Source organism: Pseudomonas fluorescens (assembly GCF_902497995.1).
Taxonomy (GTDB): domain Bacteria; phylum Pseudomonadota; class Gammaproteobacteria; order Pseudomonadales; family Pseudomonadaceae; genus Aquipseudomonas; species Aquipseudomonas fluorescens_BK.
Window position 1 is genome coordinate 35,901 of record NZ_CABVII010000034.1, and the last position, 20,491, is coordinate 56,391.

Consider the following 20,491-nt stretch of genomic DNA (forward strand, 5'->3'; position numbering starts at 1 on the left):
AGATCACGCCGCTGAGCACCAAACGCTCATCTCGCGGGCGATCTCCGTTAAAAACTCCCGGGCTGCACCCGGGAGTTTGTACCGGTTTGCCTGCTAACTCGAACTATTGAGTGACCGCACATTCTTTCCCAGCGATGTGCGTAGCCATACGCCGTCGACAAATGCGAAGCACGCCGCCTTGATCACGGAAATTAATAGTCTCGTAATTTTAAAACGACCACACAATCCGCCCTAACGTTTCCATCGCCTTCTCCGCAGCCTCATCCCACGGACTCCCATAATTCAACCGAATACAATTCCTGAACCGCTGCACCGGTGAAAAGATCGGTCCCGGCGCAATGCTGATCCCCTGCGCCAAGGCCATCTGAAACAACTTCAACGAATCCATCTGCGCCGGCAATTCCAGCCACAAAAAGTAGCCACCCGCCGGCTGACTGACCCGGGTTTGCGCCGGAAAATAGCGAGCGATGGCGGCCAACATCGCGCTCTGCTGTTCTTCCAGCGCGTAACGCAGTTTGCGCAAATGCCGGTCGTAACCGCCATGCTGCAGGTAGTCGGCAATGGCCGCCTGGGCTGGCATCGACGCGCAAAGCGAGGTCATGAGTTTCAGGCGTTCGATCTTCTGCGCATATCGCCCGGCAGCGACCCAGCCGATGCGGTAGCCGGGGGCCAGGCTTTTGGCGAATGAACCGCAGTGCATCACCAGGCCCTCTGTGTCGAAGGCTTTGGCCGGTTTCGGCGCTTGTTGCCCGTAATAGAGTTCGGCGTAGACATCGTCTTCGATCAGCGGCACCTGATGAACGCGCAGCAACTCCACCAGTTCACGCTTTTTCGCCTCGGGCATGGTCGCGCCCATCGGGTTCTGGAAACTGGTCATGCACCAGCAAGCCTTGATCGGGTGGCGCTCCAGGGTTTGCGCGAGCACGCCAAGGTCGATGCCGTCGCGCGGGTGCACGGGGATTTCCACGGCTTTGAGCTTCAGGCGTTCCAGCACTTGCAGGCAGGCGTAGAACGCTGGCGCTTCGATGGCCACCAGGTCGCCAGGCTCGGTGACGGCTTGCAGGCACAGATTCAGGGCTTCCAGCGCGCCGTTGGTGATCAGCAGCTCTTCAATGGGCAGCATCAACCCGGCGACCATGTAGCGCAGGGCGATTTGTCGACGCAGTTGCGGGTTGCCCGGCGACATGTCGGTGACCACCATGCGCGGGTCCATGTCCCGGGCGGCACTGGCCAGGGAGCGCGAAAGGCGCTGCAGGGGAAACAGGGCCGGGCTGGGGAAAGCCGAGCCGAAGGGCACGGTGGTGGGGTCCTTGATTGAGTCGAGGACCGAGAATACCAGTTCGCTGACGTCGACTTCGGTGGATTCATTGACCTGGCTGCTGATCACCGGCTCGGAAAACGGGCTCGGTGCATGGACGTTGACGAAGTAGCCGGAACGTGGCCGGGCGCGGATCAGCCCGCGGCGTTCGAGCAGGTAATAGGCCTGGAACACCGTGGACGGACTGACGCCATAGGTCTGACTGGCATAGCGCACCGAAGGCACACGCTGGCCGGGGCCGAGGACGCCGGAGCGGATCAGTTCAGCGATGTCGTCGGCGAATTTTTCGTAGCGTTTCATCGGGTGCCTGGAGGGGTTGTCATTCAGAAAAATCGGGGTGACTTCTTCGCGGGCAAGTCGGATCGCCGCACCGCTCGCTCCTACAGTACGGTGGGGACCGTAGGAGCGAGCGGTGCGTCGATCCGACTTGCCCGCGAATGGCAGCACCGCAGTCTAAGGGATCATCTGTTCATCGGCGCAACAAACCGGCTCTTGGCCACGCTATAAATATCGGGCTCATCACGGTCCACAATCTTGAAACTGATGGTCTGCGAGCTGCTGCTCGGCCGTTGCGCCGTCATCGCCACCGACACCGGCACATCGACGATCTCGCCAGACGCCAGGCTCAGTTCAGTCCTGCCTTGCAACTGGAAGCCGTCGCCATCGACCAGGGTCAAGCGGTAGTCCTGACGTTGCTGGGTCTTGTTGATGACCTTCAGGCTATAAATGTTTTCAATCTGGCCCTGACTGTTCTCGCGAAACAGGCCACGGTCCTTGCTCACGTCCAGCGAGACCATCGGCCGTTCCACCAACGCCAGGGCGAGCGCGCCGATCATCACCAGCAGCACGGCGGTGTAACCCATCAGCCGAGGCCGAAGCAGCCGGGTCTTGCCGCCCTGTAACTCATGTTCCGAGGTGTAGCTAATCAGCCCACGGGCATAGCCCATCTTGTCCATGATCGAATCGCAGGCGTCGATGCACGCGGCACAGCCGATGCATTCCATTTGCAAACCGTCGCGGATGTCGATCCCGGTGGGGCAGACCTGCACGCAGAGTTGGCAATCGATGCAATCACCGAGGCCGACTTGCGCCGGTGCCACCTCACGTTTGCGTGGGCCACGGTATTCGCCACGGGCGACGTCGTAGGAAATGGTCAGGGTGTCTTTGTCGAACATCACGCTCTGGAACCGTGCATACGGGCACATGTGCATGCACACCGCCTCACGCAGCCAGCCGGCGTTGAGGTAAGTGGCGCCGGTGAAAAACAACACCCAGAACAGGCTCACGCCGCCCATTTGCAGGGTCAGCAACTCTTCGGCCAGTGGCCGGATCGGCGTGAAGTAACCGACAAAGGTCAGGCCGGTCAGCAAGCTGATGGCCAGCCACAAACTGTGCTTGATCGAGCGCCGGATCAGTTTGTTCAGGCCCCAGGGCGCGGCTTGCAGTTTGATGCGCTGGTTGCGTTCACCCTCGGTGATTTTCTCGCACCACATGAAGATCCAGGTCCAGGAGCTCTGGGGGCAGGTGTAGCCACACCAGACCCGCCCGGCGAACACGGTGATCGCAAACAGGCCGAACGCGGCAATGATCAGCAACGCCGAGAGCAGGATGAAATCCTGCGGCCAGAAGGTCGCGCCGAAGATGTGGAATTTACTTTCGGACAGGTCCCAGAGCACCGCCTGGCGGCCGCCCCAGTTCAACCAGACGGTGCCGAAAAACAGCACAAACAGAAAACCCGCGCCGCTCATGCGTAATGTGCGGAACAGGCCGGTGAAGCTGCGGGTATGGATCAGGTTGTCGCTGGACTTGGCCTTTATCTTTGCACGCGAAGGCTCGTAGCTGTGTACTAAGGGTGCGCTTTCCAGGGTTCGGACGGGGATTCTATCGCTCATGGTCTGTCGCTCATCAGCCTCCATCAGGCGTGAGCACTATGCGCGGTGATCTGTTTGCATAACAGACTCAGGTATTGCAATAAAAAGCGGATCAGATGGGCTGGAACCCGCTGCCTGCGACACGTTGAAGCACCTGTCACAGCGGGATGCTGGCGCCTATACCAGGCGCCGGACGCTGTTGTTGATACGGGTCAGTCAAATCACCGAATCACTGTCGGTGGCCTTCAAATGCCTGCGGCCGTCGACGGCACCTGCTACGGTCAATGCATCGGCTTCTGCTTCGGTGATGTAGATACGCTGGCCATCAAGCTCCACCGCTGACATGGCCATTTCAGAGTCAGTAATGATGGTGACGTCGGGGCACAGACGAATTTCTTCGCCGTTCTCGGTCGTGAAGAAGCAGGTCTGGTTTTCGATACGTATCGACATGTGAGGTCGCCTTTTCTCGTCGGGTTCTAAACTGTTAGGGCGTAATGGGCGGACATCGTTCTGTGCAACCGATTAATGGTCGCCGCGGTCCATCCTCTATCGAGCCATTCATTACAAGGACTGCGCCATGAACGCCTGGTGGCATGAGGTTTGGGTGACCCTGCAAGCGGAGTTCGCCGACATCGGCGACGCCTCCCAACTGACGCGCATCACCGTGCGCCTGCTGATGGCCGCACTGTTGGGCGGGATTCTCGGTTTCGAACGCGAACAAAAGGGCAAGGCCGCCGGGGTGCGCACCCACATGCTGGTGGCGCTGGGGGCGGCGCTGTTTGTGCTAGTGCCGCAAATGTCCGGCTCCCAGGCCGATGCCATGAGTCGGGTGGTGCAGGGCGTAATCGCCGGGATCGGCTTTCTCGGGGCCGGCACCATCCTGAAAAACCAGGAGGGCGATGAAGGCCACGTCAAAGGCCTGACCACCGCCGCCGGCTTGTGGATGACCGCGGCCATCGGTGTTTCAGCCGGACTGGGGCGCGAGGCGACAGCGGTGCTCAGTACATTGCTGGCATTGTTGATCCTGGGTGTGATGCCGAAAATCGTGAAGATCTTCGAGAAGGATCACAACTCGTAGAAACTCTTGCTCACTCACGGTTTTCGGTTCGATCTGTGACTGTGTAATCAAGTTGTTGAAGTATAGGGAGCCGTGATGCCGGGGGTATGGTCTGCAGCCGCACGGATAAAGGCTTCGTCCAGCGTATTGCTACCGTAGCGGTGCATGAACTCTTTTCCGGAGTCGAATGGTTTAAATTTTTGTTGGCTAATCATGTAGAAGTTACTGCAATTGTTTGCAACTTCTTCGATGCTATGTGATGACACTAAAATTGCAGTTCCCTCGTTAGCAGCTCCGCGCAGGCACTTCCAAATATAATGTCTGAATTCAGGGTCAACTCCGGCAGTTGGCTCATCCAAAATCACCAGATCCGCTTCAACGGCCAGCAACGAAAGCGTAAAGAACCAACGTTTTTCACCATAGCTACACACCGAAGATTTCTTTGTCCAGATATCCTTGTAACGTTCAACTATCTCCGGACTCCAAGTGCTGAGTTTTTTCAAAGCCTGCTCCTGCGATATGTGACTCGAAGAACAAAGTAATGTGGTCATTTTAAAAATATCAAACATTCGCAGCGCTGGGGGAGTCATGACGGTCTGTGAAAGATAAAGCTGATTTGAAAAATCATTGGATAGGATTCCTTTTTTTGCTTTTTTTAATCCGCAAATAATGTCAAAAAACGTAGTCTTACCGGAACCATTTGGGCCGAGTAGACCGGTAACGGAGCCCGCGGGAACATGGATTGATGCGTCGTCAAATATTATTTTTCCGGAATACTCGAAGGAGATGGACTTGGCGCTCAACGTTCTCATTAGTATCGACTCCATACTGGGTTTATGCGCAAAAAACGCAACGACAGTAAGAAAGCTGAAACAAACGAAATAAGTATAGATAGCATTGTTTCGTAATTTTCGAATCCTCGACTCATGATGGTGTTAGCAATGTATAGTGGGTTAATGGTGTTTATCAGTTCGACTATAGGATGAGGTTCGCGAGTGCTGAGAATGCCGAGTGCCAGCATTGCAAATGATGTTATCGAAAAAATTGTATTAGCATTTTGGAAGTTTATTGGTAATAAGGTTAATAAGATTCCCGGCACACTGAACAGTATATAGCAAATATAGAAACGGCTTAGAATTGTTAAGAAGGTACATGGATCGAAAGAGCCAAAAGGGAAGTACGTTAATACATAGAAAATGGCGCAGTAAATAAAGGATATTAGTGAGTACGCTAAAAATTGTGCCAGCAGGAATATTAATTTGGCTTCAGATGTATAAATGAAAGATCTGATGAAGCCGCTTTCTCTCCTTCCTATAATGTAAAAGGCAAAGCCAAAAAATGCGACGCTCGAAGAAATGTATGCATGGAACCATGAGGTGCTTTCTATATAGCTAATCCCCGAAAGAATGGGGTCCATTCTGGAATAAGAAAGTAAGTAATATATTGCCGCCGGTGAGATGATCATCCAGAAAACTGCGATAGGTTCTTTTAGCTGCTCCTTTATAAAAAGTAGTGAAAGCTCTAAAGCTCTTAGGGTGAGAGTGGTCATAGTTCACCTTTATGGAAATGGGACCATTATTTTTTGTCGATCAGCTGATATCTGATTGATGAAGCTCTCAGAGTATCTATTGTGGATATTTATATTTCTTGAGTTATTCATATGCAAAAACAAGTCTGGCGACACAAACTTGCAAAAAAAATACACATCATCGTTTATGGTGGTCGTTTTTATGTAGAAGTATCCGTCAATCTGTTGGCTTTTCAATATAGCTAAAAGGCTGGGCAAGCTAAACTCGTGCGATGATTTTAGCGTGGTGACGCTGCTTGTCTCAATAGAAGTTATCTCTTTGAATGTCTGGTAAGTGTTGCAGTTTAAAAAGTGCCTCAAGTACGGGTCTTTAATGTCCTCGATTTTTCTATCGGTCCCCCACTTCCTCCGCTACAACCGCCCCCGCCGCCACAACCACCACTGCCCCCGCATCCGCCTTGGCCGCCGGAACCTCCGGCTATATGGGGGCATGAGCCGAGGTCAAGTTCATCGCCAAAATTGAAAAGAATGGTACCTAGGTCTTCGTCGTTCATTGTTAATCACTCGTAGTTGAAGTAAGTGTCACCCGTGTTAAGTGACGACTCTATGTTTAGTTTCTTTGGGGGACGGTTGCAAGCAACTGATTTTCTTCGCGTAGGAAATTTCATTCAGATTTACAGGATAATTCATACAAGAACATTGGATTGTTTTTTGTTTGCTTTAAAGTTTAAAGTTCAACACTGCGTGAGTGTTCTTTTTAGAATCCTTAAAAAACTATGATTTAGGTATCGTGAAATTGAAAGATACTGGTGTGCTGTCGATGGCCTCCGTTTGTGGGACGGGCTAGGAAGTTTCTTACTTCTACAGGTGTTGTTTTTTTTTGAATCAGCCAATTTTTTTAAAAAAGCGACAGACGGTCGTCTCGGAGGGGCAGGAGGGCCGTACTGGTCAGTTTGGTCGCACGGCGGCGTCAGTAGGTTTTTGGCGTTTGTGCTTTGGGGGTGGTATCGAGATTTTGAAGGTTTTCGAGAGGACCTGATTACCGCAGGCTGCGATCTTTTGATTTTGATCATTTAGTGGGTTGGAATTGTGGAGGATCAAAGGATCCTCCGAATGCGGTCCGAGCCTGCGCCAGTTCATTTTGTCGCTAAAACACCTTTTATGGTTTGACGACCACCGGCGGCATCGTCTCCGGCGGATCTTCCCGCGGCGGCGGGGTGGTCCCCGGTGGCTCTTGCTCAGGCACCGGTTGTGGCTCGGTCGGCGGAATCGTCGGGTTATCGATGTTCGGATCGGGCGTTTCAGCCGGGATGGGAATACTCATCGTTGAAGCCTCCTTGTGGCACATGGCGTAAGACGTGCTTAAGTGGATTGACCGCTGCACAGAGGAATTGATTCCCCCGAAGGCCTGGCAAATCCCCGTGAACTTTTACCCGCGCCCGTCGCTCGGAATCTAAGTGAGTTCATTCCGGGGCCGACGGCCTTGCGTGAGTGGCGACCAAGCACAAGAGCGTCCATGGGGCGTAAAGGAGAGATGCTCGATGACTGCTGAAAAACCGACAGAGCTCAACTACAACCCGCATATGCCGTTGTCGCAGGCTTTGCTGCTGCCGCGCATCGCGATCGAAAACACCATGCCGACCCTCGATGGCGGGCAGTTTGCCGTCAAGGCCGTGGCGGGGCAGGACGTGGTGGTGACCAGCAAGGTTTTTGCCGATGGCCACGATCAACTGGCCGTGCGGGTGCGCTGGCGTGCCGATGGCGATGAGACCTGGCAAAGCGAGGTCATGGCCAGCCTGGGCAATAATGGCTGGCGGGGCCAGTTCCATGTGGTGGAGCAGGGCCGTTATGTATTTTGTATCCAAGCCTGGATCGATCAGTTCGCCAGCTTCCGTTATGAGCTGGAGAAAAAGCATCTGGCGAGGGTGCCCGTCAGTCTGGAGTTGCAGGAAGGACGCAACCAGGTCCAGCAAGCGGCGGAGCGTGCCGAAGGCCAGTTGAGCGAGGACCTGGCGGCGCTGCACCATGAATTGTCCGGGCTGCTCGAAACCGAGCAGGTCGCGCTGTTCATGCACCAGCGCAGTGCCGAGTTGATGGCCCAGGCCGATCACCGCGCTTATTTGAGCCTCAGCCCCGAGTATCCGCTGGACGTCGAGCGCGGACTGGCGCAGTTCGCCAGTTGGTATGAATTGTTTCCACGCTCGATCACCGATGACCCGGCCCGCCACGGCACCTTCAACGATGTGCACTCGCGGCTGCCGATGATCCAGGACATGGGCTTCGACGTGCTGTATTTCCCGCCGATCCACCCGATCGGCCGCAGTTACCGCAAAGGCCCCAACAACTCCCTGAGCGCCGGGCCGGACGATCCCGGCAGCCCCTATGCCATCGGCAGCGAAGAGGGCGGGCATGAGGCGATTCACTCGGAACTGGGCACCCGCGAAGACTTCCGCCGGCTGGTGGCGGCAGCGGCTGAGCATGGGCTGGAAATCGCCCTCGATTTCGCCATCCAGTGTTCCCAGGACCACCCGTGGCTGCAACAGCACCCTGGCTGGTTCAACTGGCGGCCGGACGGCACGATCAAATACGCCGAAAACCCGCCGAAGAAATACCAGGACATTGTCAATGTGGACTTCTATGCCACCGATGCGATTCCCAGTCTCTGGGTAGAGTTGCGCGACATCGTGGTCGGTTGGGTCGAGGAGGGCGTGAAGATCTTTCGCGTCGACAACCCCCACACCAAGCCGCTGCCGTTCTGGCAATGGCTGATCGCCGATGTGCGGGCGTTGTACCCGGAAGTGATCTTCCTGGCCGAAGCCTTTACCACCCCGGCGATGATGGCGCGACTGGGCAAGGTCGGTTACACCCAGAGCTACACCTACTTCACCTGGCGCAACACCAAGACCGAACTGGCGACCTATTTCACCGAACTCAACGAGTCGCCGTGGCGCGAGTGCTACCGGCCGAACTTCTTCGTCAACACGCCGGACATCAACCCGGCATTCCTGCATGAAAGCGGGCGCGCCGGGTTTCTGATCCGCGCGGCACTGGCGACCATGGGCTCCGGTCTGTGGGGCATGTATTCAGGGTTCGAGCTCTGTGAAGCGGCACCTGTGCCGGGCAAGGAGGAATACCTCAACTCCGAGAAGTATGAAATCCGCCCTCGGGACTTCACCGCGCCGGGCAACATCATTGCCGAGATCGCCCAGCTCAACCGGATTCGCCGGCAGAACCCGGCCCTGCAGACGCATCTGGGGCTGAAGGTCTACAACGCCTGGAACGACAACATTCTGTATTTCGGCAAACGCAGTGCCGATGGCAGCAATTTCATTCTGGTGGCGATCAGCCTGGATCCGCACAACGTCCAGGAAGCGAATTTCGAATTACCGCTGTGGGAGATGGGGTTGCCCGATGACGCCAGCAGCCAGGGCGAAGATCTGATGAACGGCCATCGCTGGACCTGGCACGGCAAGTACCAGTTCATGCGCATCGACCCGGCGCATCAGCCGTTCGGGATCTGGCGATTCACCGTCTAAAGACATGCGCTCCAAATGTGGGAGCGGGCTTGCTCCGGGCGGCGTTCCGACGAAGGCGGTGGGTCAGGCAGCATCAATGCCGACTGACACTCCCTCTTCGTCGGAACGCCGCCCGGAGCAAGCCCGCTCCCCCAGGACAGCGGTGTCACTGAGGTTTGCACTCGGCTCCGCGGTAAATTTGAATTCAACAGGAGTTTCAAATGGCGAAGAAACCCAAGGCAGCCACCTTTATCAAGGATCCGCTCTGGTACAAGGATGCAGTGATCTACCAGGTTCATGTCAAATCGTTTTTCGACTCCAATAATGACGGGATCGGCGACTTTCCCGGGCTTATCGCCAAACTTGATTACATTGCCGATCTGGGTGTCAATACCGTCTGGCTGTTGCCCTTCTATCCCTCGCCACGGCGCGACGATGGCTACGACATCGCCGAATACCGTGGCGTGCATGCCGATTACGGCACCATGGCCGATGCCAAGCGTTTCATTTCCGAGGCCCACAAACGTGGCCTGCGGGTGATTACCGAGCTGGTCATCAACCATACCTCGGACCAGCACGCCTGGTTCCAGCGCGCACGCAAGGCCAAGAAAGGTTCGGCGGCGCGGGATTTCTATGTCTGGTCCGATGACGATCACAAATACGACGGCACCCGCATCATCTTTCTCGACACCGAGAAGTCCAACTGGACCTGGGATCCGGTGGCCGGCCAGTACTTCTGGCACCGTTTCTATTCGCACCAGCCGGACCTGAACTTCGACAACCCGCAAGTGATGAAAGCCGTGCTGTCGGTCATGCGTTACTGGCTCGACATGGGTATCGATGGTTTGCGCCTGGATGCGATTCCGTACCTGATCGAACGCGACGGCACCAATAACGAAAACCTGCCCGAGACCCACGACGTCCTCAAGCAGATCCGTGCCGAAATCGACGCCAACTACCCGGACCGTATGCTCTTGGCCGAGGCCAACCAATGGCCGGAAGATACGCAGCTGTACTTCGGCGACACCGACGCCAAAGGCCTCAACGGCGATGAGTGCCACATGGCGTTCCACTTCCCGTTGATGCCGCGCATGTACATGGCGCTGGCCCAGGAAGACCGTTTCCCGATCACCGACATCCTGCGCCAGACCCCGGAAATTCCAGCCAACTGCCAGTGGGCGATTTTCCTGCGCAACCATGATGAGCTGACGCTGGAAATGGTCACCGACAAGGAGCGTGACTACCTGTGGAATTACTACGCGGCCGACCGCCGGGCACGGATCAACCTGGGCATTCGCCGCCGCCTGGCGCCGTTGATGGAGCGCGACCGCCGCCGCGTGGAGCTGCTTAACAGCCTGCTGCTGTCGATGCCCGGCACGCCGACCCTGTATTACGGCGATGAAATCGGCATGGGCGACAACATCTACCTCGGCGACCGCGACGGTGTACGCACGCCGATGCAGTGGTCGATCGACCGTAACGGCGGTTTCTCCCGCGCCGACCCGGCGAGCCTGGTGCTGCCGCCGATCATGGACCCGCAATACGGCTACCTGTCGGTCAACGTCGAAACCCAGGCCGGCGACCCGCACTCGCTGTTGAACTGGACGCGGCGCATGCTCGCCGTGCGCAAGCAGTCCAAGGCCTTCGGTCGCGGCACGCTGAAAATGCTCTCGCCGAGCAATCGCCGGATCCTGGCGTATACCCGTGAATACAACGGGCCGGATGGCAAATACGAAATCATCCTGTGCGTCGCCAACGTATCGCGCAGTGCACAAGCGGCGGAGCTGGACCTGTCCGCCTACGTCGGCATGGTGCCGGTGGAGATGCTCGGCGGTAACGCCTTTCCTCCGATCGGCCAGTTGAATTTTCTGCTGACCCTGGCACCTTACGGTTTTTATTGGTTCGGACTCGCAACGGAGAATCAAATGCCCAGCTGGCACGTAGAACCGGCGCAAAGCCTGCCGGACTTCACGACGCTGGTGCTCAAGAAGCGCCTGGAAGAACTGCTCGAAGCGCCGTCCCGTGGCACGCTGGAGCAGGGCATCTTGCCCAGCTGGTTGCAAAACCGCCGCTGGTTCGCGGGCAAGGACGCGGCCATCGAGAAGGTGCACCTGGCTTACGGTGTACGCTTCGGTGATGCGCAGCATCCGGTGCTGCTCAGTGAAATCGAAGTCACCAGTGGCGGACAGACCAGCCGTTACCAATTGCCGTTCGGCTTCATTGCCGATGATCAGGTCGGCCCCGCGTTGCCGCAGCAACTGGCGCTGTCTCGGGTGCGACGCGGGCCTCAGGTCGGTTTGATCACCGATGCGTTCGCCCTGGAAAACTTCATCCGCGCCGTGTTGCAGGGCATGCAGAGCAACACCCTGTTGCCTTCGGATGGCGGCGAGATCCGTTTCGAAGCCACCGACGAACTGGCCAGGCTGGGCCTCCCGGCCGAGCCGGAGGTGCGTTACCTGTCCGCCGAGCAGTCCAACAGCTCGGTGGTGGTCGGCAGCAGCATGGTGCTCAAGCTGATCCGTAAAGTCGCCTCGGGCGTGCACCCGGAACTGGAAATGAGCGCGTACCTGACCGAGGCAGGTTTCGCCAATATTTCGCCGCTGCTGGGCTCGGTGATTCGTCGCGATGGGGCGGGCGAGGACAATCTGTTGATGATTGCCCAGGGTTACCTGAGCAATCAGGGGGATGCCTGGGAGTGGACGCAGAACAACCTGGAACGTGCGTTGCGCGATGAACTGGCCGACGCCATGTCCGAGCAGGAGCAGCACTACAACGCCCTCGGCGAGCTGAGGGACTTCGCCGGCATGCTCGGCCAGCGCCTGGGGGAAATGCACCAGGTCCTGGCGGCACCGACCGACAACCCGGACTTCGCGCCGCAAGTCACCACGCAGAAGGAGGCACTGGCCTCGGCCAAGGATGTGGCGGCGCAGTTGGAAAACGCCCTGAAGTTGCTCAAACAGCATCAAAGCGAACTGAACCCGGCGGACAAAACCCTGGTCAGTCGTTTACTGGACAACAAAAAAGCCGTCCTCAGTCACGTTCAAGAATTGGGCAAAAAGGCCGCCGGTGGCCTGCGTATCCGTGTCCACGGCGACTTGCATCTGGGGCAAGTGCTGGTGATCAAGGGCGACGCTTACCTGATCGACTTTGAAGGCGAGCCGGCGCGCCCGCTGCACGAGCGACGTGGCAAACACAGTCCTTATAAAGATGTGAGTGGAGTGTTGCGTTCCTTCGACTATGCTGCGGCGATGACGATCAACGTGCACAACGTCGACAACACCGACCTGGCCCAGGCCGCTCGCCAGCGTGTCGCCGAACGCTATTTAAATGAAGCACAACAAGCATTTATCGACGCTTATCGGCTGGCTGCAGCTAGTCTTGCTCATGCGTGGCAAGATCCGGAAGGCGAGGACGCCGCGCTGGCGTTGTTCGGTCTGGAGAAGGCGGCTTATGAGGTGGCGTATGAGGCTGAAAATCGCCCCACATGGTTGCCCGTGCCACTGCACGGTTTGTATGGGCTATTGAGTGGGCTTAAACCCTTTTCCGATTTTGATGGAGAGTAGTCATGAGTTTCTCGAACAGGGAACAGGGTCACGCTAAAGAAGCGCTGCTGCCCAAGGTACGGGATATCGATGCTCTGGTACGTGCCGAGCATCATGACCCTTTTGCAATACTCGGGCCCCACGGCGATGGCGCCGGCGGGCAATTCATTCGGGCCTATCTGCCGGACGCCTTGAGCGTCCAGGTAGTGGCCAGGGACTCCGGGGAGGAGCTCGGCAACCTTGAGCCGACCCAGACACCGGGACTGTTCGTCGGGCACTTCGACAGTAGCCAGCCCTATCTGCTGCGCACCCGCTGGGCCGGTGGCGAACAACTGTCCGAAGACCCTTACAGCTTTGGCCCGTTGCTCGGCGAGATGGACTTGTACCTGTTTGCCGAGGGCAACCATCGCGACCTCAGTGCATGCCTCGGTGCGCAACTGAAGACCATCGACGGTGTCGACGGCGTGCGCTTTGCCGTGTGGGCACCGAACGCCAGACGGGTGTCGGTGGTCGGTGACTTCAACAACTGGGACGGTCGCCGCCATCCCATGCGTCTGCGCCATCCCACCGGAGTCTGGGAAGTCTTCATCCCGCGCATGCAAGCGGGGGAGGCCTACAAATACGAAATCCTCGGCAGCCACGGCATTCTTCCACTCAAGGCCGACCCGATGGCCCTGGCCACCTCGCTGCCGCCGGACACCGCTTCGAAAGTCGCTTCACCGCTGAAAGTCGACTGGCAGGATCAGGACTGGATGCTATCGCGCGGCGACCGTCATCGGCCGAACGCGCCGCTGTCGATCTACGAACTGCATGCCGGGTCCTGGCAGTGCGAGCTGGACGATCTGGGCGAAGTGGCCCGCCAGTACACCTGGCATGAAATGGCCGAGCGCTTGATTCCGTATGTCAAGGAACTGGGTTTCACCCACATTGAACTGATGCCGATCATGGAACATCCGTTCGGCGGTTCATGGGGTTATCAACTGCTGTCGCAATTCGCCCCGAGCGCCCGCTACGGTTCGCCGGATGATTTCGCCGCCTTCGTCAACGCCTGTCACCAGGCTGAAATCGGCGTGATCCTCGATTGGGTGCCGGCGCATTTTCCTACCGATACCCACGGCCTGGCGCAATTCGACGGCACTGCGCTGTATGAATACGGCAATCCGCAGGAAGGTTTTCACCAGGATTGGGACACGCTGATCTACAACCTGGGCCGCACCGAAGTGCACGGCTACATGCTGGCGTCGGCGCTGCACTGGCTCAAGCATTTCCACGTCGATGGCCTGCGGGTCGATGCCGTGGCGTCGATGCTGTATCGCGATTACTCGCGCAAGGCTGGCGAGTGGGTGCCCAACCGGCATGGCGGCCGGGAGAACCTTGAAGCCATCGATTTCCTGCGTCATCTCAATGATGTGGTGGACCTCGAAGCCCCTGGCGCGCTGGTGATTGCCGAAGAATCCACCGCGTGGCCAGGTGTCAGCCAGACCACCCAACAGGGCGGCCTGGGCTTTGACTACAAGTGGAACATGGGTTGGATGCACGACTCGCTGCATTACATCCAGCAGGATCCGGTGTACCGCGCCCATCACCACAATGAACTGAGTTTCGGCCTGGTGTATGCGTGGTCCGAGCGCTTCATCCTGCCGATCTCCCACGATGAGGTGGTGCACGGCAAGCATTCGCTGATCGACAAGATGCCAGGCGATCGCTGGCAGAAATTCGCCAACTTGCGGGCGTACCTGAGTTTCATGTGGGGGCATCCGGGCAAGAAGCTGCTGTTCATGGGCTGCGAGTTCGGCCAGTGGCGCGAGTGGAACCACGACCAGCAACTCGATTGGTACCTGCTGCAGTATTCGGAGCACAAGGGCGTGCAGAAACTGGTCGGCGATCTCAATCGGCTGTACCGCGAAGAGCCGGCACTGCACGAGCAGGACGACTCGCCGCAGGGTTTCCAGTGGTTGATCGGTGATGATGCGGTCAACAGCGTCTATGCCTTTCTGCGCTGGAGCAAGGACGGGCGGCCGGTGTTGGTGGTGGCAAACTTCACGCCGGTACCGCGCGAGGCTTATCGCGTCGGTGTGCCGTTCGCCGGGCGCTGGACCGAGGTGATCAACAGCGATTCGGCGACTTATGCCGGCTCCAACTACGGCAATAGCGGCGGGGCGTTTACCGAGGATGAGCCGAGCCATGGGCAGGCGTTGTCGCTGGTGTTGAATCTGCCGCCGCTCGCGGTGTTGATGTTGCGACCGGAGGGTTGATCTAACACCGCGTTGCGCCCTTCGCGAGCAAGCCCGCTCCCACATTGGTTTTATGTACGACATCAATCCAATGTGGGAGCGAGCTTGCTCGCGAAGGCGTCAGCTCAAACAATGCATTCCCTCAGGTCAAACACTCACCACCGCATCCGCACCCCAAGACTCCCGATCAACCCATTCAAATCATTGTCATCCACATCACTGCTGTAATCCGCGCTGACGTACAGACTCACCGCGGGCGCCACTCGCGCCACCAACCCCAACCCCACTTCGACGGACGATGAATAGCGGCTGCTGCTGATCTTGTCGACTTGATCGAGGCCCACCGTATTGCCGGTATACACCGTGTGCCACAAGTTGGTCCGCACATAAGGTTCCACGGGCAGGCCGTTGATGTCGTAACTACCTTTCAATCGGGCACCGACCCGGCCGCTCCAGGATGTCAGGTCGCTGGACGAGGTGTTCCCCAATTCCCCATACGGGGTATCCAGGGTAATCCGTTGATTGATCAACTGTGCCTGGGGTTCAACCACCCAGTTTTCGCTCAGGCCAATCGGAAAACCACCTTCCACCGACAGCGTCACCGCGCTGCCTTCAGTCGCTTGCCGGGCGCCCTGACCGTTGCGGGTGTAGCCGTTGACCCGGCCGCCACTGGCACTCAAGTCAATATGCCAGCCCTGGGGGCCGGTCAGGCTCCAGTAGGCGCCAAGGCTCTCGCCTTGCAGGTTGAGGGTCTCGGTATGGGGATCGGCAAGGGCGCGACTGGTCAGCAAACCCTTGCTATTACCCTGGAATTGACTCGTGCCGCCAATCAGGCCGACCCGCTGTGTATGGCCGCTGCCGCTTTGTACGGTCAGCATCGCCGGGCCTTTGAATTGGCTGGTGCCCGGAACGGACAAGCCCTGGGCTTGATAATCGGTCTGGGCCTGCCGCGATGCCTGCCCATAGAGCTGATCCCAGGCCAACGGCGCGGCGTCTTCAATAGTGAGGTGTGAACTGCGCAAGTCAGGATTGGCATTGAAGCGGCCAGGATAGGTTACAGCGAGGGCGGGGAAGTTCAGCTTCTGAACGTCCTGGTCGTACCAGGGGATGGTTGCTTGACCTTCAGGCGAGGCATGCACCTCCATGGATGAGCACAGCAGGAGAGAACTCGAGATCGTGCAGAGCGTCAATTTGATCTCTAGTGGGGTGAGTGATTTTTTCATGGGGGCTCTCCCTTGCAAGCATGCCTTATCTCGCTTTGGCGTCTCTCTCCTACCCCGAATGAGGGGCGACCGAATGGGTTGGGCAAACCTCTGGCCGCCCGTGGTCGCGGGTGTCTGGAGGCTTGCCCCTGGTGTGTTCCGGGGGTAGTACGGTGTAGCTAAGAAGACCGTTGACGTTGCGTCAAGAAATTGGCCGATAAGCGGTATTGGTATTTTAGGGGATTTAAATGACTGATTTTTGGCGCTTCTCTAAGCGCTTGTTTGTCCGTCAAATCGTCAAAAAAGCTGACGCTTAAGCTACCAACTAAACCTGACGCCCAGATTGCCCGACATGGCCCGTTGCTGGTGGCTGTCGATATTGCTGCTGTAATCGGCACTGGCATAGACGCTGACCGACGGGGCAAGACTCAGTATCACCCCGACGCCGACGTCGGCCTGTGTGGATTGCTGGCGTGTCTCGATTTGATCGGCGTGGTCAAAGGTGACCCTGTCGGTTCCCGCAAAGGTGTGCCACAGGTTGGCGCGCAGGTAAGGTTCCAGTGGCTGGCCGCTGACCCTGTAGCGACCCTTGAGCCGCGCCCCGAGGCGTCCGGTCCAGGCGCTGTCGGAGTCGAAGGACACGTGCGAAATACCGTCTTCCTGGCTGTCGAGGGCGACTTTCTGGTAGATCACCTGCGCCTGAGGTTCCACCACCCAGTTTGCCGCTACCGGGAACGGGTAACCGGCCTCCGCCGAGAGGGTCAGGACGTGGCCCTCATTGTCGAGCGTGAGGCCTCGTTCGGAGTGATTGTCGCCGTCGAGCCAGCTGTACATCGCCACGGTATCGAGGTAGCCGCCCTCGGGATCGGTCAGCGTCCAGTACAGGCCGAGGCTGTCGCCCTCCAGCTCTACCTTGCCAGCGCGCTTGCCCTCGAAGCCCTGATTGAAGCCGTCGACATCGCCCTTCAGGCGATTGTGGCCAACGAAGAAACCCGTGCGCCAGGTTTGCCCGCCCGCCAGTTGCGAACCGAACAGGTCATTGCCCACCTGAAAGCCGTTGAGCGACCCGTCGAGCCGCGGTGTCACAGTACCCGCCCAGGTCTGGTCGAGGTTTTTGCCGTAGACCCGGCCCCAGCCAGCGCCCAAGGCACCGGTTTCAGTGAGCAGGCGCTGCTCGCCCTGGCGATCATGGAAAGTGCCTAAAGCTGCCAGGGTCAATTGCGCGGCCGCCGGCGGCAGCACGGACCAGGTCGGGACTTCCGGACGGTAAAGGGCAATCGGCGCGGCACCTGGCACAGCGGCGGGCAACGCTGGCAGCTCGGGGCCACCGACCGGGGCGGGAGCCGCTACCGGTGTGGCAACCACCGCAACCGTGATCGGTGGCAAGCCCGGATCAGGATTGGGAATGGTCGTCACCGCCGGCGCGACAACGGCCGAACGCAGGAACCAACTGTTTTCACTGCCGGCGGTAACGCCCCCTTTGAACAGGCGGTAGTCGAACGCACCGGCCGACACCGCGCCCTTGAGTGCGAAGGCATCGTTGTTGCTGATGGCCGTGCCCTGGGCCTGTACTAACTGGATGCCGTTCTGGTGGGTCAGGGCACCGGTGCCGCCAAGATTAGTGACGGTAATCAGGGTATTGCCCGTCAATGTCCCGTCGTTGACCAATAATTTGTCGCTGGCAGAGCTGTCATCCCCCAGCGCACTGTGTAAAAAAAGCTGACCGTTGTTGCCCGCGTAATTGCCCTGAACCGTCAGGGTATCGTTGGTGCGGGTATTGCCGCTGCTCAAGTCGATCACCCCGGCGTTGTTCAAGGTTGCAAGCTGACCAGCGGCAAAGGACGTGATACTGCCCTGGGCCGAGGTCAGTGTGCTGCTGCCGTCAATGTTGAACACGCCGGTACCGCTGACGCTGTCCCCCAGCCGAACAGTGCCGTCCAGATCGAAGCGTGAGCCGTTGTTCAGGTTGACCGTTTCCCAGTTACTGTAGCGCCCGCTACCCGCCGAGCGGGTTCCATCGAACGTCAGCAGGTCGTTACCGTTGCCGCCATCGATGGCCGGGGTCAGGGCGAGGGTGCTTTCACCGAGATTGCGCAAGGTTGCCCTGTCATGGTCTTCACCCATGAGGATGGCCGACCGCACGATGCCGCCGCCGTCCCAGAGCAGCGTGTCATCGCCGGCACTGGCGCGAATCTCGCCGACGATCTCACCCCCCGTCACCCTGATGCTGTCATTGCCGCCGCTGACCGAGACGTTGCCGCCAATCCGTCCACCCGAAACGATAATCGTGTCGGTGCCGAACCCGGTCACCAGGTTGCCGAGTATCTGCCCGCCGGAGAGATCGAACAGATTGTCATCGAGTTTCATGTCGACCCGGCCGATGCTGCCCCCGGTCATTCTCGCCGTATCGCCATCCTCGAAAGCTGCGACGATGGTGCCGCCGGTCATCAGGAAAGTGTCGCGACTGTCGCCTTGGGCAAGGGGCTGCAGGGTGCCTCCGGTCATGCTGAAATCGTCGACGCCATTGCCTTGGCTGACAGCCCCGGTGATCTGACCGGCACTGATCGTCAACCTGTCAGCACCGTCGCCCTGATTGAGTGTGCCGGCGAGGATGCCGGAATTCATGTCCACGCTGTCGTTGCCGGCGCCGAAGGTCACGTTGCCATTGATCGTGCCGCTGCCATTGGCGGGGAAGGTCAGACTGTTATTGCCCGACAGGTCGGTCAGCGGCCCGCTGCTGGCACTGTCACACACGAAGTTGTCGTTGCCGGCGCCGGGCGTCAGCGTGCAACTCCCGTGAGCGGTGTGTGGCCAGCCCAGACAGAAGCAGATTGAAACAGCGCAGGCGCCGTAACGGTACTTGGGCATCCTTGTCGAAAAGCTCATGCTTGTCTCCGCGTATTGATTGGCGACCAGGCCTAATTCGTCACCAAGGCAAGGACGCATTCGGTAGCGCGGGTTGCGAGACAGCATCGGGAAGGCGGATAACCCGTATTGGAAAAACCTTCGGCAACGACGGCTACAGTGGCTCGTATGCCCGTATGCAAAGCCGATACGGACGCCGCCACCGTAGCAATAGATTTACAGCGCGACTACTGACACAAATGACAGGTAGCGCGGATAAGTGCGAGTCATCAGAGGTGGACTTCCACCGCCAACGGCAAGTGATCCGACAGGTGTGTCCAGGGTTTGGTGCCCAAGATCCGCGGGTCATGACTGCTGGCGTTGCGCAGGTAAATCCGGTCCAGTCGCAAAAGAGGAAACCGCGCCGGGTACGTCTTCGCGGGCCGGCCATGATGGCGTTCGAAGGCTTCATGCAGGTAGTCGCGGCGCACCAGGGCGGCATTGCCCTGGAGCTGCCAGTCGTTGAAGTCGCCGGCGATGATGACGGGTGCGTCGTCAGGCAGGGATTCGAGCAGCTGGCACAGTAGCTGAAGTTGCAACTGGCGATGACTTTCCAGCAGGCTCAGGTGCACGCAAATCGCGTGCACCTCGAGGTGCCCCGGGACGTCCAGCACGCAATGCAGCAGGCCGCGGCGTTCGGGGCCGGTGATCGAGACGTCGAGGTTGCGGTACTCGCGGATCGGGTATTTCGACAGCAGGGCATTGCCGTGGTGACCGTCGGGGTAGACCGCGTTGCGGCCGTAGGCGAAGTCGTTCCACATGCTGTCGGCCAGGAACTCGTATTGCGAGGTTTGCGGCCAATTGTTGAAACGAGAGGAATGACGCTCGTGTTCGCCGACCACTTCCTGCAGGAATACCAGGTCCGCCGAGGTGCTGCGCACCGCTTCGCGCAATTCCGGGAGAATGAAGCGTCGGTTGAGCGCGGTAAAACCCTTGTGGGTGTTGACGGTGAGAACTCTCAGGCGATGAACCACCGGTGGCGTGTCCAGCGGCGCGGATTGGGTGGCCTGCGGCTTGGAATCACTGCTCACGTTCACTCCTCTGATTCAGGGTTGCTTATGTATGCGACTGATGCGGGGGCGGGCAGTTCAGTAGGGTTCCAGGAAAGTGGGTTCGCCGCCGATCAACTGTGGGAGCGGGCTTGCTCGCGAAGGCGGCGGCACATTCAATATTGATATGACTGTCAGACCGCCTTCGCGAGCAAGCCCGCTTGTATGCTAGGACTTGAAGGGAGGAGAAGGGACAAAGCCCGATTCTGACTGTTGACGCAGTACAGATCCGTGGGAGATTTCGCCCCTCCTCCTTTCACCCAAGCGCCGA

Annotated in this window: 13 protein-coding genes; 4 read left to right on the top strand and 9 right to left on the bottom strand. The window is 58.3% G+C overall.

What is annotated here, in order from left to right; genetic code table 11:
• Window positions 1-208 precede the first annotated feature (208 nt).
• From mapR to F8N80_RS28060, 3 genes are all read right to left on the bottom strand, one after another.
• A complete protein-coding gene (gene mapR / locus F8N80_RS28050) occupies window positions 209-1,618 on the bottom strand; it encodes a GntR family transcriptional regulator MpaR (protein ID WP_150785174.1) in 1,410 nt (469 codons plus the stop codon).
• A gap of 161 nt (window positions 1,619-1,779) precedes the next feature.
• Window positions 1,780-3,210 (bottom strand): cytochrome c oxidase accessory protein CcoG, encoded by a 1,431-nt coding sequence (ccoG, locus tag F8N80_RS28055; RefSeq protein WP_150785175.1) that lies wholly within the window; start codon window positions 3,208-3,210, stop codon window positions 1,780-1,782.
• 195 nt (window positions 3,211-3,405) lie between these two features.
• Complete coding sequence (locus F8N80_RS28060) at window positions 3,406-3,639, bottom strand: DUF3203 family protein (RefSeq protein ID WP_150744091.1); 234 nt, start codon at window positions 3,637-3,639, stop codon at window positions 3,406-3,408.
• Between the two features lie 127 nt (window positions 3,640-3,766).
• On the opposite strand from F8N80_RS28060, the gene F8N80_RS28065 reads away from it, so the two are divergent.
• Window positions 3,767-4,267 carry an MgtC/SapB family protein gene (locus tag F8N80_RS28065; protein WP_150785176.1) on the top strand — a complete coding sequence of 167 codons (501 nt, stop codon included), beginning with the start codon at window positions 3,767-3,769 and terminating at the stop codon, window positions 4,265-4,267.
• Window positions 4,268-4,314: 47 nt separating this feature from the next.
• Here F8N80_RS28065 and F8N80_RS28070 read toward each other — a convergent pair whose 3' ends face one another.
• The 3 genes from F8N80_RS28070 to F8N80_RS31300 all read right to left on the bottom strand — a co-directional run bounded on the left by F8N80_RS28070 (window position 4,315) and on the right by F8N80_RS31300 (window position 7,098).
• The gene (locus F8N80_RS28070) at window positions 4,315-5,058 is read right to left on the bottom strand and encodes an AAA family ATPase (protein ID WP_150785177.1); all 744 of its coding nucleotides are present in this window, start codon (window positions 5,056-5,058) and stop codon (window positions 4,315-4,317) included.
• Window positions 5,058-5,795: an ABC transporter permease gene (locus F8N80_RS28075; protein WP_150785178.1), complete on the bottom strand. Its 738-nt coding sequence runs from the start codon at window positions 5,793-5,795 to the stop codon at window positions 5,058-5,060. Before F8N80_RS28075 ends, F8N80_RS28070 begins: the two co-directional genes overlap by 1 nt.
• A 1,138-nt stretch (window positions 5,796-6,933) precedes the next feature.
• Complete coding sequence (locus F8N80_RS31300) at window positions 6,934-7,098, bottom strand: hypothetical protein (RefSeq protein ID WP_191633001.1); 165 nt, start codon at window positions 7,096-7,098, stop codon at window positions 6,934-6,936.
• Between the two features lie 217 nt (window positions 7,099-7,315).
• Between F8N80_RS31300 and F8N80_RS28085 the strand changes: the two genes are divergently transcribed.
• From F8N80_RS28085 to glgB, 3 genes are all read left to right on the top strand, one after another.
• A complete protein-coding gene (locus F8N80_RS28085) occupies window positions 7,316-9,310 on the top strand; it encodes an alpha-1,4-glucan--maltose-1-phosphate maltosyltransferase (RefSeq protein ID WP_150744096.1) in 1,995 nt (664 codons plus the stop codon).
• 200 nt (window positions 9,311-9,510) lie between these two features.
• Window positions 9,511-12,852, top strand: a complete 3,342-nt coding sequence (treS, locus tag F8N80_RS28090) for a maltose alpha-D-glucosyltransferase (RefSeq protein ID WP_150785180.1) — start codon at window positions 9,511-9,513, stop codon at window positions 12,850-12,852.
• Between the two features lie 2 nt (window positions 12,853-12,854).
• Window positions 12,855-15,086: a 1,4-alpha-glucan branching protein GlgB gene (gene glgB / locus F8N80_RS28095; RefSeq protein WP_150744098.1), complete on the top strand. Its 2,232-nt coding sequence runs from the start codon at window positions 12,855-12,857 to the stop codon at window positions 15,084-15,086.
• Between the two features lie 134 nt (window positions 15,087-15,220).
• Here the strand turns inward: glgB and F8N80_RS28100 are convergent, their stop codons facing one another.
• The 3 genes from F8N80_RS28100 to F8N80_RS28110 form a co-directional block, all read right to left on the bottom strand.
• The gene (locus F8N80_RS28100; RefSeq protein ID WP_150744099.1) at window positions 15,221-16,288 is read right to left on the bottom strand and encodes an autotransporter domain-containing protein; all 1,068 of its coding nucleotides are present in this window, start codon (window positions 16,286-16,288) and stop codon (window positions 15,221-15,223) included.
• Window positions 16,289-16,585: 297 nt separating this feature from the next.
• Window positions 16,586-19,153, bottom strand: a complete 2,568-nt coding sequence (locus F8N80_RS28105) for an autotransporter family protein (protein WP_150785181.1) — start codon at window positions 19,151-19,153, stop codon at window positions 16,586-16,588.
• A 248-nt stretch (window positions 19,154-19,401) separates the two neighbouring features.
• Window positions 19,402-20,202 (bottom strand): endonuclease/exonuclease/phosphatase family protein, encoded by an 801-nt coding sequence (locus F8N80_RS28110; protein WP_150744101.1) that lies wholly within the window; start codon window positions 20,200-20,202, stop codon window positions 19,402-19,404.
• Window positions 20,203-20,491 lie beyond the last annotated feature (289 nt).

Coding starts and splice junctions, on each gene's coding strand:
- F8N80_RS28105 (WP_150785181.1), bottom strand. CDS start 19,153: ATGAGCTTTTCGACAAGGATGCCCAAGTACCGTTACGGCGCCTGCGCT.
- mapR (WP_150785174.1), bottom strand. CDS start 1,618: ATGAAACGCTACGAAAAATTCGCCGACGACATCGCTGAACTGATCCGC.
- F8N80_RS28065 (WP_150785176.1), top strand. CDS start 3,767: ATGAACGCCTGGTGGCATGAGGTTTGGGTGACCCTGCAAGCGGAGTTC.
- F8N80_RS28075 (WP_150785178.1), bottom strand. CDS start 5,795: ATGACCACTCTCACCCTAAGAGCTTTAGAGCTTTCACTACTTTTTATA.
- treS (WP_150785180.1), top strand. CDS start 9,511: ATGGCGAAGAAACCCAAGGCAGCCACCTTTATCAAGGATCCGCTCTGG.
- glgB (WP_150744098.1), top strand. CDS start 12,855: ATGAGTTTCTCGAACAGGGAACAGGGTCACGCTAAAGAAGCGCTGCTG.
- F8N80_RS28060 (WP_150744091.1), bottom strand. CDS start 3,639: ATGTCGATACGTATCGAAAACCAGACCTGCTTCTTCACGACCGAGAAC.
- F8N80_RS28100 (WP_150744099.1), bottom strand. CDS start 16,288: ATGAAAAAATCACTCACCCCACTAGAGATCAAATTGACGCTCTGCACG.
- F8N80_RS28085 (WP_150744096.1), top strand. CDS start 7,316: ATGACTGCTGAAAAACCGACAGAGCTCAACTACAACCCGCATATGCCG.
- F8N80_RS28070 (WP_150785177.1), bottom strand. CDS start 5,058: ATGAGAACGTTGAGCGCCAAGTCCATCTCCTTCGAGTATTCCGGAAAA.
- F8N80_RS31300 (WP_191633001.1), bottom strand. CDS start 7,098: ATGAGTATTCCCATCCCGGCTGAAACGCCCGATCCGAACATCGATAAC.
- ccoG (WP_150785175.1), bottom strand. CDS start 3,210: ATGAGCGATAGAATCCCCGTCCGAACCCTGGAAAGCGCACCCTTAGTA.